Annotated in this window: 13 protein-coding genes and 1 tRNA gene; 6 read left to right on the forward strand and 8 right to left on the reverse strand. The window is 70.1% G+C overall.

The window, feature by feature from the left end:
* Nucleotides 1–322: 322 nt before the first annotated feature.
* The 3 genes from ACIO9J_RS25555 to ACIO9J_RS25565 form a co-directional block, all read right to left on the reverse strand.
* Nucleotides 323–1,195, reverse strand: a complete 873-nt coding sequence (locus tag ACIO9J_RS25555) for an NUDIX hydrolase (protein ID WP_402003978.1) — start codon at nt 1,193–1,195, stop codon at nt 323–325.
* Between the two features lie 107 nt (nt 1,196–1,302).
* Nucleotides 1,303–1,773, reverse strand: a complete 471-nt coding sequence (locus tag ACIO9J_RS25560; protein ID WP_402003980.1) for a RidA family protein — start codon at nt 1,771–1,773, stop codon at nt 1,303–1,305.
* Nucleotides 1,770–1,931 (reverse strand): DUF4177 domain-containing protein, encoded by a 162-nt coding sequence (locus tag ACIO9J_RS25565; protein ID WP_003975360.1) that lies wholly within the window; start codon nt 1,929–1,931, stop codon nt 1,770–1,772. The genes ACIO9J_RS25560 and ACIO9J_RS25565 overlap by 4 nt, the downstream gene beginning before the upstream one ends.
* Before the next feature lie 82 nt (nt 1,932–2,013).
* On the opposite strand from ACIO9J_RS25565, the gene ACIO9J_RS25570 reads away from it, so the two are divergent.
* Both ACIO9J_RS25570 and ACIO9J_RS25575 read left to right on the forward strand, forming a co-directional pair.
* On the forward strand, nt 2,014–2,994 hold the full coding sequence (locus ACIO9J_RS25570) for an ArsA-related P-loop ATPase (RefSeq protein ID WP_402003983.1): 981 nt from the start codon (nt 2,014–2,016) through the stop codon (nt 2,992–2,994).
* A complete protein-coding gene (locus ACIO9J_RS25575) occupies nt 2,991–4,478 on the forward strand; it encodes an ArsA family ATPase (RefSeq protein ID WP_402003986.1) in 1,488 nt (495 codons plus the stop codon). The genes ACIO9J_RS25570 and ACIO9J_RS25575 overlap by 4 nt, the downstream gene beginning before the upstream one ends.
* Before the next feature lie 27 nt (nt 4,479–4,505).
* On the opposite strand, the gene ACIO9J_RS25580 is transcribed toward ACIO9J_RS25575, so the two are convergent.
* Nucleotides 4,506–4,850, reverse strand: coding sequence for a WhiB family transcriptional regulator (locus ACIO9J_RS25580; protein ID WP_016642765.1), 345 nt, complete (start codon nt 4,848–4,850; stop codon nt 4,506–4,508).
* Nucleotides 4,851–5,464: 614 nt separating this feature from the next.
* On the opposite strand from ACIO9J_RS25580, the gene ACIO9J_RS25585 reads away from it, so the two are divergent.
* Nucleotides 5,465–7,711 (forward strand): transglycosylase domain-containing protein, encoded by a 2,247-nt coding sequence (locus ACIO9J_RS25585; RefSeq protein ID WP_402003989.1) that lies wholly within the window; start codon nt 5,465–5,467, stop codon nt 7,709–7,711.
* Between the two features lie 220 nt (nt 7,712–7,931).
* Here the strand turns inward: ACIO9J_RS25585 and ACIO9J_RS25590 are convergent, their stop codons facing one another.
* Nucleotides 7,932–8,396 (reverse strand): GatB/YqeY domain-containing protein, encoded by a 465-nt coding sequence (locus tag ACIO9J_RS25590; protein WP_402003992.1) that lies wholly within the window; start codon nt 8,394–8,396, stop codon nt 7,932–7,934.
* Nucleotides 8,397–8,513: 117 nt separating this feature from the next.
* Here ACIO9J_RS25590 and ACIO9J_RS25595 point away from each other — a divergent pair, with 117 nt between their 5' ends.
* From ACIO9J_RS25595 to ACIO9J_RS25605, 3 genes are all read left to right on the forward strand, one after another.
* Nucleotides 8,514–9,440: a metallophosphoesterase gene (locus tag ACIO9J_RS25595; RefSeq protein WP_402003995.1), complete on the forward strand. Its 927-nt coding sequence runs from the start codon at nt 8,514–8,516 to the stop codon at nt 9,438–9,440.
* A gap of 66 nt (nt 9,441–9,506) precedes the next feature.
* Nucleotides 9,507–10,235 (forward strand): Pr6Pr family membrane protein, encoded by a 729-nt coding sequence (locus ACIO9J_RS25600; RefSeq protein WP_402003998.1) that lies wholly within the window; start codon nt 9,507–9,509, stop codon nt 10,233–10,235.
* Nucleotides 10,236–10,290: 55 nt separating this feature from the next.
* A tRNA-Pro gene (locus ACIO9J_RS25605) sits at nt 10,291–10,364 on the forward strand.
* A gap of 77 nt (nt 10,365–10,441) precedes the next feature.
* Here the strand turns inward: ACIO9J_RS25605 and xerC are convergent.
* Genes xerC through repSA form a run of 3 tightly spaced genes read right to left on the reverse strand, consistent with a single transcriptional unit; the run spans nt 10,442 to nt 13,223 of the window.
* The gene (gene xerC, locus ACIO9J_RS25610; RefSeq protein ID WP_402004001.1) at nt 10,442–11,644 is read right to left on the reverse strand and encodes a tyrosine recombinase XerC; all 1,203 of its coding nucleotides are present in this window, start codon (nt 11,642–11,644) and stop codon (nt 10,442–10,444) included.
* Nucleotides 11,644–11,832, reverse strand: coding sequence for a helix-turn-helix domain-containing protein (locus tag ACIO9J_RS25615; protein ID WP_402004004.1), 189 nt, complete (start codon nt 11,830–11,832; stop codon nt 11,644–11,646). The genes xerC and ACIO9J_RS25615 overlap by 1 nt, the downstream gene beginning before the upstream one ends.
* Nucleotides 11,829–13,223: a replication initiator protein RepSA gene (repSA, locus tag ACIO9J_RS25620; protein WP_402004007.1), complete on the reverse strand. Its 1,395-nt coding sequence runs from the start codon at nt 13,221–13,223 to the stop codon at nt 11,829–11,831. The genes ACIO9J_RS25615 and repSA overlap by 4 nt, the downstream gene beginning before the upstream one ends.
* Between the last annotated feature and the right edge of the window lies 1 nt (nt 13,224).

Raw genomic sequence — 13,224 nt, forward strand, 5'->3', positions numbered from 1 at the left:
GCATCCCCCTCGCCCCGCATGTGCCTCGGAGCGAGGTCGCGGCCGCGGGCCCCGGAGTGTGCGGCAGCGTTCCTCGCGCTCCGGCGCCTCAGGAGCGCCCGCGACCGCGGGCCGGTGGGGCGTCCGGCATCCCCCTCGCCCCGCATGTGCCTCGGAGCGAGGTCGCGGCCGCGGGCCCCGGAGTGTGCGGCAGCGTTCCTCGCGCTCCGGCGCCTCAGGAGCACCCGCGACCGCGGGCCGGTGGGGCCTCCGGCATCCCCCTCGCCCCGCATGGGTCTCAGGGCGAGATCGTGGCCGCCAAGCCCGGGGCGTCCCGCGCTTCTCACGCCTTGCTGCCCGGGATGTGTTTGGTGAACTCGTCGTGGCCCGGCCAGGAGAGGATCAGGTTGCCGTTCTCCACTCGGGCCTCGGCCAGTACGGGAGTCATGGTCTGGGCCGGGGCCGCCGCCAGCGCCGCTGCCGGGGTCGGGTGGGGGCTCAGGGCCCGCAGTGTGGAGATCGTGGGCGGCATCATCAGGAGTTCGCCCTTGTCGTAGCGGGCGGCCGCCTCCGGTGGGCGGATCCAGACCGTGCGGTCCGCCTCCGTGGAGGCGTTGCGCGTGCGCTGGCCCGCGGGCAGTGCCGCCACGAAGAAGAACGTGTCGTAGCGCCGGGGCTCGAACTCCGGGGTGATCCAGCGCGCCCAGGCGCCGAGCAGATCGCTGCGCAGGACCAGACCCCTGCGGTCCAGGAACTCCGCGAAGGAGACGTCGCGGGCCACCAGGGCCTCGCGGTCCGCCTCCCAGTCGTCGCCCGTGGTGTCGCCGACGACGGTGTCCGCCGTCGGGCCCGCGAGCAGGACGCCCGCCTCCTCGTACGTCTCACGGACCGCCGCGCACACGATCGCCTGCGCCTCGGCCTCGCCGTCCACGCCCAGGCGGGCCGCCCAGGACGCGCGCGTGGGGCCCGCCCAGCGCACCAGGCGGTCGTCGTCGCGCGGGTCGACGCCGCCGCCCGGATACGCGTACGCGCCTCCGGCGAAAGCCATGGAGGCGCGTCTGCGCAGCATGTGTACTTCGGGGGCGCCCTGCTCCGCACCGTCCCTGAGCAGCATGACGGTCGCGGCGCGGCGCGGGGTCGCCGGAGTCAGCTCGCCGCTCGCCAGGGCGCGGATGCGGTCGGGCCACTCCGGGGGGTACCACTGCCCATTTGCCATGGGCGGAGGCTATCCCCAAGTGGGCTGATGTTCGAGAGGCAACGATCAGTGCCTACGGAGGCCACGATCCACGCCCACAGAGGTCCCGGCAGGCGCTGTCAGAGGTTCTACGCCTCCGTCAGCTCCACCTGGAACTCGACCTCGACCGGAGCGTCGAGCGGCAGCACGGCGACGCCGACGGCGCTGCGCGCGTGCACACCCTTGTCGCCGAGGATCTCACCGAGGAGCTCGCTCGCGCCGTTGATGACTCCGGGCTGGCCCGTGAAGTCCGGGGCGGACGCCACGAAGCCGACGACCTTCACGACGCGCGCGATGCGGTCCAGGTCACCGGCGACCGACTTGACCGCGGCCAGCGCGTTGAGCGCGCAGACGCGGGCCAGTTCCTTGGCCTCCTCCGCGGTGACCTCGGCGCCGACCTTGCCGGTCACGGCGAGCTTGCCCTCCACCATCGGGAGCTGGCCCGCGGTGTAGACGTACACGCCGGACTGGACGGCCGGCTGGTACGAGGCCAGCGGCGGCACGACCTCGGGCAGCGTCAGGCCGAGTTCGGCGATCCGCGCCTCGACGGCCCCGCTCATGCCTGCTTCTCGCGCTTCAGGTAGGCCACGAGCTGCTCGGGGTTGTTCGGCCCGGGCACGACCTGGACCAGCTCCCAGCCGTCCTCGCCCCAGGTGTCCAGAATCTGCTTCGTGGCATGGACGAGCAGCGGCACGGTTGCGTATTCCCACTTGGTCATGTGGCCGACTGTAGCCGGTGTCGGGGGGTGCTCAGGGTGGGCTCCTGCGTAGCTCGGGCGGCGACTGGTTAGGCTCGAATACGTGAGCAGGCTCCAGGTCGTCAGTGGCAAGGGCGGTACCGGCAAGACCACGGTGGCCGCGGCCCTCGCGCTCGCCCTCGCGACGGAGGGCAAGCGGACCCTCCTCGTGGAGGTCGAGGGCAGGCAGGGCATCGCGCAGCTCTTCGAGACGGAGACGCTGCCTTATGAGGAGCGGAAGATCGCCGTCGCTCCCGGGGGCGGGGAGGTGTACGCCCTCGCCATCGATCCCGAGCTCGCGCTGCTCGACTACCTCCAGATGTTCTACAAACTGGGGGGCGCGGGCCGCGCGCTCAAGAAGCTCGGCGCCATCGACTTCGCGACCACCATCGCGCCGGGGCTGCGGGACGTGCTCCTCACCGGCAAGGCGTGCGAAGCCGTGCGCCGCAAGGACAAGAGCGGGCGCTACGCGTACGACTGCGTGGTGATGGACGCCCCGCCGACGGGCCGCATCACGCGCTTCCTGAACGTGAACGACGAGGTCGCGGGGCTCGCCAAGATCGGGCCGATACACAATCAGGCGCAGGCCGTGATGCGGGTGCTCAAGTCGCCGGAGACGGCCGTGCACCTGGTGACGCTCCTGGAGGAGATGCCCGTCCAGGAGACCGCGGACGGGATCGCCGAGCTGCGGGCCGCGCAGCTGCCCGTGGGCCGCGTCATCGTGAACATGGTGCGGCCCGAGCTGCTCGACGAGGCGGATCTCGAACTCGGCCTCGAACAGACGCCGCGTACGGCCATCGCCAAGTCGCTGTCCGCCGCGGGGCTCGGCGGGGCCCGCAAGGGCGGCGCCGCCGAGCGGCTCGTCGACCCGCTGCTCGAACAGGCCGCGGAGTACGCCGAGCGGTACGCCCTGGAGCGGGACCAGCGCGCCGTGCTCACCGCGTTCGGCCAGACACTGCACGAACTCCCGCTGCTCGCGGGCGGGATGGACCTCGCGGGCCTCTACGAGCTCGCCACGGCACTGCGGAAGCAAGGGATCTCATGAGCCCGGACCCGGCACGGACCACCGACAGCGCCCGCACTCCGGACGACGCCGCGCGGTCGCTGGCCTCCGCACGCGCGCTGGACGTGGACGCGCTGCTCGACGACCCGAAGACCCGCATCGTGGTGTGCTGCGGCTCCGGCGGCGTCGGCAAGACGACCACGGCGGCCGCCCTCGGGCTGCGCGCGGCCGAGCGGGGCCGCAAGGTCGTCGTCCTCACCATCGACCCGGCGCGCAGGCTCGCCCAGTCGATGGGCATCGACCAGCTCGACAACGTGCCGCGGCAGGTCAAGGACGTGGCGGGCGACGGCGAGCTGCACGCCATGATGCTCGACATGAAGCGCACCTTCGACGAGATCGTCGAGGCGCACGCGGACAAGGAGCGGGCGGCCGCGATCCTCGCCAACCCCTTCTACCAGTCGCTCTCCGCGGGCTTCGCCGGCACGCAGGAGTACATGGCGATGGAGAAGCTGGGGCAGCTGCGCTCGCGCGACGAGTGGGATCTGATCGTCGTCGACACGCCGCCCTCGCGCTCGGCACTGGACTTCCTCGACGCGCCCAAGCGCCTCGGGTCCTTCCTCGACGGCAAGCTGATCCGGCTGCTCATGGCCCCGGCGAAGGTGGGCGGCCGGGCCGGGATGAAGTTCCTCAACGTGGGCATGTCGATGATGACGGGGGCTCTGGGCAAGCTGCTCGGCGGGCAGTTGCTGCGCGACGTGCAGACGTTCGTGGCCGCGATGGACACCATGTTCGGCGGGTTCCGCACGCGCGCGGACGCCACGTACCGGCTGTTGCAGGCGCCGGGGACGGCGTTCCTCGTGGTGGCGTCGCCGGAGCGGGACGCGCTGCGGGAGGCCGCGTACTTCGTGGAGCGGCTGGCCGCCGACGACATGCCGCTGGCCGGTCTCGTACTGAACCGTGTGCACGGCAGCGGCGCCGCCCAGCTGTCGGCCGAGCGGGCGCTTGCCGCCGCGGAAAATCTTGACGAGAGCCGCATTGTGGATCAGGAGGACGGGAAGGTTGGAGTTCGTAACGCCCCGGACGGTGACCCGGTTCGTAACTCCCCCACGGATCACGGGACTTCCGAGGCCCCCCGGACTTCCGAGGCTTCCCAGACTCCCGAGGCCCTCCAGACTCCCGAGCAACGCGACCCCGACGATTCCGGCCCTTCAGAACCCGTGGACCACGTGGATCAGACAGATCACGTGGATCAGACAGATTCCGCAGCTCCCGCAGAGACTGCGGATCCCGCAGGTCCCGGCGCGTCGGCCGGTCATCCGTCGGTTCATCCATCGGTCGAGCAGTTGACCGCGGGGCTGCTCCGGCTGCACGCCGAACGCATGCGGCTGCTCGCGCGTGAACAGCACACGCGCGATCGCTTCACCGCGCTCCACCCCGAGGTGGCGGTGGCCGAAGTGGCCGCGCTGCCGGGCGATGTGCACGACCTCGCGGGCCTCCGGGCCATTGGGGACCGGCTGGCAGGCTGACTCTCCCGGGCCGATCGGCCCGGGGGGCTAGCCCACTGCCGCGTAGCTCTCGTACGTCTCCTCGTCCTCCAAGTCCACGGGCAGCAGGCCCGTGCCTCGCTCGTACTCCGAGCGTGCCGTCTCCAGGAGCCTGCGCCACGAGGTGACGGTGGGGCGCCTGCGAAGGAGCGCGCGGCGCTCCCGCTCAGTCATGCCACCCCACACGCCGAACTCGACGCGATTGTCCAGCGCGTCGGCCAGGCACTCGGTCCGCACCGGACATCCGGTGCACACCGCCTTGGCCCTGTTCTGCGCTGCTCCTTGAACGAACAGTTCATCTGGATCGGTAGTGCGGCAGGCCGCCTGCGCACTCCAGTCGGTTACCCAGCCCATACCGGCGCCGTCCTCTCCCGAATCGAGGCTCCCCCACGGCGGCAGCGGCATATTCACCGCCGCCAGTTGAGGACGTTACGGAAGGTGGGCACAGCGCAACACCCCCTTCGGGCCCAATCTTGAATGGTCCGAACGGACTATGCGTAAGCGGCAGATCACCCGACGGAGTGAGCTGGCGACATGCGTGATTAATCCCGCATACCGGGACAGTTCAGTTGAGTCACAACGGACGCGAAGCGTCACATGAGGCCAATTCGGGCAGGGGTCCGCCGGATTCGGGGGCGACGGAGGGCTTGTTGCCAAACCGCACTGCTGTGACAGTTGAGAGCAGCTTAGGCCAAGGCATTGAGGCCTGTCCGGCGAATCGGAACGTAGGCAATGCGCATCCCGGCGCGTGAATTCGGTCGATCTTGGAGCCGCGGGGCTTGAAACAGTCGCGACCAGGTAATTCGGCAGGCGGGTCCGGAACCGGTTCGGAACCGATCTCGAACCTGTTCCGAACCGGTTCCGGACAGGACCGTGCGCTGTCCCGAGATGTCACGATCCGGCACATGAACATCCCGAGGAACACTCGCTCCCTCGGAACGCCGTTGACTACGGATTAGGCTGCCCTCATGGGAAAGAAGCGCTCGGGCGGCGGCCTGTCACCGACTCAACAGGCCGCGAAGTTCCTAGGGGTCAGCGTGCTGGCGGGTGCGGTGCTCGCCGGGATCGCGCTGCCCGCGGCGGGCGCGCTCGGCCTCGCGGCCAAGGGCTCGGTCGAGGGATTCGACGAGATCCCCGCCAACTTGAAGCAGCCGCCGCTCAGCCAGCGCACCACCATCCTGGACAACAAGGGCGGATCCATCGCGACGGTCTACTCGCGTGACCGCACGGTGGTGCCGCTCAAGGACATCTCGCCGTACATGCAGAAGGCGATCGTCGCGATCGAGGACGCGCGCTTCTACGAGCACGGCGCGGTCGACCTCAAGGGCATCCTGCGCGCGCTCAACCAGAACGCGCAGAGCGGCGGCGTCTCGCAGGGCGCTTCCACGCTGACGCAGCAGTACGTGAAGAACGTCTTCGTGGAGGAGGCCGGTGACGACCCGACGAAGGTCGCCGAGGCCACCCAGCAGACGATCGGCCGCAAGATCCGCGAGCTGAAGTACGCGATTCAGGTCGAGGAGAAGCTCGGCAAGAAGCGCATCCTCAAGAACTACCTGAACATCACCTACTTCGGGCAGCAGGCGTACGGCATCGAGGCGGCCGCCCAGCGGTACTTCTCCAAGCCCGCCAAGGACCTGAAGGTCCAGGAGGCCGCGCTGCTCGCCGGCATCGTGCAGTCCCCGAGCCGGTACGACCCGGTCAACGACGCCGCGGAGGCCACCAAGCGCCGCAACGTCGTCCTCCAGCGCATGGCCGAGACGCACGACATCTCGCAGGCGGACGCCGACAAGGCCAAGAAGACCGACCTCGGCCTGAAGGTGAGCCGCCCCAAGAACGGCTGCATCACCTCGGTCAGCGGCGCCGGCTTCTTCTGCGACTACGTACGCGAGGTCTTCCTCAACGACCCGGTCTTCGGCAAGACGAAGGAAGAGCGCGCCAAGGTCTGGAACCGCGGCGGCCTGAAGGTGCGCACGACGCTCGACCCGCAGACCCAGGAATCGGTGCAGGCGTCGATAAAGGATCACGTGTACAAGACCGACGAAGTGGCGACCGCCGCCACCATCGTCGAGCCGGGCACGGGCAAGATCCTCGGCATGGGCCAGTCGCGGCCCTACGGCTTCAAGAAGGACGAGACCACGATCAACCTCTCCGTGGACGACGCCATGGGCGGCGGCGCCGGCTACCAGCCGGGTTCGACGTTCAAGCCGATCGTCGCGGCCGCCGCCATCGAGGGCGGCAAGTCCCCGGGGCAGACCTACTCCGCGCCGTACGAGATGCCCTACCCGGACAGCGTCTCGACCTGCACCGGCAAGAACTGGGTGAACGCGGGCGGCGAGAAGCTCGTCAACGAGAACGAGGCCGAGGTCGGCCCGTACGGCATGCAGGAGGCGACCGCGAAGTCGGTCAACACCTACTTCGTGCAGCTCATCGGCGACATCGGCATCTGCCCGGTGACGGACATGGCCACGAAGATGGGCGTCGCGCGCGCCGACGGCAAGAAGCTCTCGCAGACCCCGTCGATCGCCCTGGGCACCCAGGAGGTCTCGCCGCTGACCATGGCGTCGGCGTACGCGACGTTCGCCTCGCGCGGCACGTACTGCACGCCGATCGCCATCGAGTCGATCAACACGCTCGGCGGCAAGTCGCTGCCGGTGCCGAAGTCGACGTGCTCTCGCGCAATGTCGCAGAAGACGGCCGACACGGTCAACACGCTCCTGAAGGGCGTGGTCGAGGACGGCACCGGCAAGACCGCGGGCCTCAGCTCACGCGCCAGCGCGGGCAAGACCGGTACGACGGACTACCGCTTCGCCGCCTGGTTCACCGGCTACACCCCGAACATGTCGGGCGCGGTCTGGGTCGGCGACCCGCAGCACAAGCGGCGGATGTTCAAAATCACCATCGGCGGAGTCCCGTACGAGAAGGTCTTCGGTGGCGAGGTGCCGGGACCGATCTGGCGTGACGCGATGAGCGGCGCCCTCACGGGCAAGCCCGCCCCTGGCTTCAACACGGTCCACATCCCCGGCGGCGACAAGGACAAGGACAAGGGCCGCGACCGCGACGACGGCAAGCCCGGCGGCGGGACCGGTGGCGGAAACGGTGGTGGCAACAACGGTGGCGGCGATGGTGGCGGCAGCCCCTGGCCGGACCTGATCGGCGGCCTCGGGGACGGCGGCGGTCACGGGAACGGTGGCGGGATCGGGGGCTGGCCCCGGTAACGGGATCGGCTCCGCCGCGGCAGGCGGTGCGGTCGTACGACGATGAGGGCGCTCCCCGGTTCAGGGGAGCGCCCTCATCGCGTTTGGCGTGTGGTGTCGCGGCGGTCACGCTTGGCGGGACGGTCGCGGTCGGCGCGGTCGCGCGCTTGGCGCGGCGGTGTGGCCGTCACGGTGGTCGCGCGCGGCGCGGTCTCGCGCCTGCCGCTGGTGGCGGCCCGGCTCAGCCCGCGAGGAGCCTCTTGACCGTGGCGGCGACGCGGCCGCCCTCGGCGAGGCCCGCGACCTTCGGGTTCACGATCTTCATGACCTGGCCCATGGCGCGCGGGCCCTCCGCGCCGGCCGCCCTGGCCTCCTCGACGGCCTGGGCGACGATGGCCCCCAGCTCGTCGTCGGAGAGCTGCTTGGGCAGGTACTCGGCGAGGATCTCGCCCTCCGCCTTCTCCTTCGCGGCCTGCTCGGCGCGGCCGCCGTCGGCGAACGCCTCGGCCGCCTCACGGCGCTTCTTCGCCTCGCGGGCGATCACCTTCTGCACCTCGTCGTCGGAGAGCTGACGCGCCTCCTTGCCCGCGACCTCCTCCTTCGTGATCGCGGTGAGGGTCAGCCGGAGCGTCGAGGAGCGCAGCTCGTCACGCCCCCGGATCGCGGCGGTGAGGTCTTCCTGAAGCTTCGACTTGAGCGTGGTCATGGGTTGATTGTGGCAGGTGCGGGTGGTTTCCTGCCCGCCGATTTCCCGGGGGCGCGCAGGGGTTGGCCGCGGGTCCCCTCCAGGTTCGGGACGCCCGGTGTCTGACACGATGGGGGAATGCGCGCGCGATACGCAGTACCTCTGGGCATCACGGCGACGGCCGCGGCCGGCCTCGTCTACTCGGTGGGCATCGAGCCCCGTTCCTTCCGGCTGAGGCGGGTCACCGTGCCCGTACTGCCCGCGGGGATGCGGCCGTTGAGAGTGCTTCAGGTCTCCGACATCCACATGGTGTCGGGCCAGCGCAAGAAGCAGCGGTGGCTGCGCTCGCTCGCGGGCCTGCGCCCCGACTTCGTGGTCAACACCGGGGACAACCTGTCCGACCCGGAGGGCGTACCGGAGACGCTGGACGCGCTCGGGCCGCTGATGCAGTTCCCCGGGGCGTACGTCTTCGGCTCGAACGACTACTACGGCCCGAAGCTGCGCAACCCCGCCCGCTACCTCTTCGAGAAGGCCCAGGGCAGGCACGGCCTGAACGGCAACGCACCGGCGGTCGGCGTCATCCACAACCCCTGGGAGGGCCTGCGCGACGGGTTCGACGCGGCGGGCTGGGTGAACCTCACGAACACACGGGGCTCGCTGAAGATCGACGGCTACGAGATCGGGCTCACCGGCCTGGACGACCCGCACATCAAACGCGACCGCTACGCGCGCGTGGCGGGCGGTCCCGACTCGGCGGCCGACTTCTCGATGGGCATCGTCCACGCGCCGTACCTGCGCTCGCTGGACGCGTTCACCGCGGACGGCTACCCGCTGGTCCTCGCGGGCCACACCCACGGCGGCCAGCTGTGCATCCCCTTCTACGGCGCCCTGATCACCAACTGCGACCTGGACACGGCCCGCGTGAAGGGCCTCTCCATGCACGAGTCCGAGGGGCGTACGTCGTTCATGCACGTGTCGGCGGGCTGCGGGGCCAGCCGCTACACGCCGATGCGGTTCGCGTGCCCGCCGGAGGCGACGTTGCTCACGTTGGCGCCGGTGGTCTGAGGGCGTCGCCACAGCGGGCGGAGTCGTGGCGGGCGTTCGACAGCTACCGTGCTTACGGTGGGGTGCATGATCGCGCCGAATTCCGCGGGTGTCCCGGCGGAGGCGGTCGTGCCGCACAAGCGCCGCCCCCTCGCCGCAGCCCTCCGCACCCTGATCGCACTCGCCGCACTGACCGGGATCGTCATCGACCTGGCCGTCGGCAGCCCGCCACGCGTCCTGAGCTACTTCACGGTGCAGAGCAACGTGGTGGTGGCGGTGGTCCTCGGCCTCTCCGCGTGGCGGGCCTGGCTGGGCCGCCGCCCGCTCCCTGCCTGGGTGACCGGCGGCACGCTCCTGTTCATCGCGATCACGGGCCTCGTCTACCACCTCGTCCTGGCCAACGACGCGAGCGGCTTCGCCATGACGGACGGCGCCGAGACCCTCTCCGGGTGGCGCTCGGCCTCCAACCAGCTCCTGCACACGGTGACGCCGATCGGCGTGGCCCTGGACTGGCTGCTCCTGGTCGCCCCCGGCGGCCTGCGCCTACGCCATGCGGGCCTCTGGATGATCTACCCCGGGGCGTACCTGGTCTTCGCCCTGACCCGCGGGGCACTCCTGGCCCCGGGCTCCACGGCCCGCTACCCCTACCCGTTCCTGGACGTCGACGTACACGGCTACGCGGGGGTCCTCGGCAACGCGGTCATCTTCGGCCTGGCCTTCTACGCCCTGGCCCTGCTCCTGGTCGGCCTCGACCTGATCCGCCCCTACGTACGAGGCCCAGAAACCGGATTTCGTCTCCGGCCGCCGGTCCGCTAAAGTAATCGATGTCGCCACGGCCTGCGCTTCAGCGGGGGCAGTGGAGCAACGACATCGGGGTGTAGCGCAGCTTGGCAGCGCGCTTCGTTCGGGACGAAGAGGTCGTGGGTTCAAATCCCGCCACCCCGACAGCTAAGTAAAAGGTCAGAGGCAGTGCACCACGTGGTGCACTGCCTCTGACTCGTTTTGCGTGACTAACTGCGTGACTACCGCTTCGGAGGCGGTGGCGTCCCGAAGATGCCGTCCATGGCGGTCGCCCCGGTCTGGATCACCGGGCGGATCTGCTTCCGGTAGACCTCCTCCGTGACGGCCGTGCTGGAGTGGCCGACGAGCCGCGAGATCTCTTCGAGCGGGATCCCCCGGTCCGACAGGATCGAGACGAAGGACGTCCGGGTCTCGCGAGTGGTCCACTCGTCAGGCTTGATCACGTGGGGCTCGACGTCCATGCCTGGCAGCTCTGCGGCACGAGCGAGGACCTTTCGCAGTTCACGCCGGACGTTCGCGGCGTCCAGCTCGGTTCCCGTGGCCGAGGTGAAGACGAGCCCGGTTTCCTGCCACTGGTCACCGGCCGCGAGGCGCTGCCAGCCCTGACGCTCCCGCTGGATCTCCAGAGCGTCGACAGCCCGACCGGGCAGCGCGAGCGTGCGACGGGACTTCCGGGTCTTCGTGTCTCCAGAGCTCCGGACCGAGCGCCAGACAGCGATGTGCGGCGGAATCTCGGGCGTCGCGGTCGGATCTCCGACGAGATCGACGTGGTCCCAGCCGAGAGGGCGCATCTCCTCGGTTCGGCCGCCTGTGAGGAGTGAGACCACGATGTAGGCGTAGAGCGGGGAGTCCTCAGCCGCCGTGAGCACGGCGTCGGCCTGCTTCAGCGTGAGGGACTTGGACGGCCGCCCCGGACGCCCGGTGGGGACCGAGCACAGCTCGACGACGTTGCGCTTCACCTTGTCCCGCGCCATGGCCCGCTTGACCGCACGGTTCAGGCAGGACCGGATGGCTTCCAGCGAGCGCGTACTGAGCACCTTGGACTTGTCGGCGAGCCACCTGTCCACGTCGTCCGCGCTGAGATCACGGAGCTTGCGGGCGCCCAGGGCCGGGATCACGTGGGTGTTGCAGAGGATCGTGTTCGTCCCGACCGTCGAGGCGTCGCGGCCGTTGAGCCCGTACGCGAGCCAGTCAGTCACAGCATCTCTGACCGTGTAGCCGGTGGGCGCGATGGCCAAGCCGTCCTCGTAGTCCCGCAGAACCTCTTTGAGCTTGGCCTTGGCAGCCGTCTTGGTCCTGCCGCTGGCCCGCTTCACGATGCGCTTGCCACTGGGGTCGAAGCCAAGGCTGGCCGTCGCGATCCAGCGTTCCCGATTGTCGTCCCAGTGGAGGCCGCCGTCTCCCCTGCTGCGTCGCTTGGCCATCAGGCCGCCTCTTCCAGACGGGACCGGACGTAGGCCTGCAACGAAACCTCTGGGATACGCCGCGCGCGTCCCTCGGTGATGGATACCAGGCGCTTCGTACGGATCAGGTCGTAGACCTTGGTCCGGCCCAGCTTGAGTCGAGCCATGGCCTCAGGAACCGTCAGGAGTTCGGCAGTTGCGGTGGTCACGCGAGGGCTCCTTCCATGTCGAGTTGTGCGGGCAGCTCCTGCCGAGCGATCTCTCGGTTCTGTTCGATGTCGCGGCGGATGCTGGCGGCGAGCCAGGACTCACCGGAGGTGTGGCCGTGTCCGGCGTAGGTCCAGTGGGCGAGGGTGAGCGTGGTCTCCCCGGGGATCTCGCCGGGGTCGGGCAGGCCGAGGGCCGCGCGGTGCTGGGCGGCGCGGTAGTCGGCGCGGACCTGGCGGAGGGCACCGAGGGTGGTGGAGTAGCGGCGCGACTTGCTGGAGAAGTGGCCCCGGAAGCCGAGCATGTGAGCCCAGTCGCGCAGCCTGCGGTCCGGGTAAGCGTGGTGCAGGTCGAGGCATGCTTCGATCAAGCGTCGAGGGTGGTCGGGCACGCCGAGGAGGTCGAGCGCTTCCTTGTTGCCGATCCGGCGGTCGACGGTGCCGGTGGTCTCGGCGGCCTTGGTCGCGTACTTGGCGACGTACGAAGCCACGGCCTGTTCCGTGATCTCCGAGCCGTCCCCGAACGCCTTGATCGGCTGGACATCGAGTCGGTCGCCCCAGCACAGGACACGGGCGGAGTGGTCACCGGAGGCGGGCAGGTCGACGCGAGCGCGAGCAGCCGCGGCGTGGATGGCGTCGGTCAGTAACTGGCGTGTGGCCCAGTGAGGGGGTGAGGTGTCGGGGCCTTCCGGACCGTCGAAGCGGATGACGGCATGGAAGTGGATGGCGCCCCGCTTCTGGTACTCGGCGACCTTGCCGAAGGACAGACGCGACTGTTCCTTGGCCGCCTTCTGGGTGAGCCCGGCGAGGGCGGCGATCTCGCGACGCAGGTAGATCGTGAAGAAGCGCCACAGCTCGGAGGCGTGGTTGTTCCACAGCACCGCTCCGTCGTAGTCGTACGACTCGGGGTCGAGCGGGGTGCCCAGCTCGGGCGCGTCCTCCGTGTGCCGGGCGCCGCAGCGGCAGGGCCGGGTGCCGGGGCGGTTGTGGACGGGGCCGAAGCTCGGGGCTGTGAGGGTGGCGAAGACGCGGGGGTGTTCGCGGACGGTGGGCGGGGTGCCCTTGGCGGGGTCGCCGACGAGTCCGGCGCGGATCAGGTGGTAGGTGTCGCCCGCGTAGGTCCAGGCACAGGACGGGCAGCGGGAGGCCCGGCGGTTGCCGCAGGCCACTCGGAGCTTGCCGCCCGGCTCGGTGTCGGTGGAGTAGGCGTAGAGGACCTGGCCGGTGGTGCGGTCACGGGTGACCGTGGTGCCGTGCAGGTGGATCGGGTCGGAGCAGCCGCCGGTGCGGCGGATCTGGTCTTGGACGCGGTCGAAGCCCGGGGCCCCGGCCACCCTCAGCACATCGGCGAGGGTGGCCGGGTCCAGGCCCGCCATCGTGGCGGTGTCGGTCATG

Source organism: Streptomyces sp. NPDC087300 (assembly GCF_044744425.1).
GTDB lineage: Bacteria > Actinomycetota > Actinomycetes > Streptomycetales > Streptomycetaceae > Streptomyces.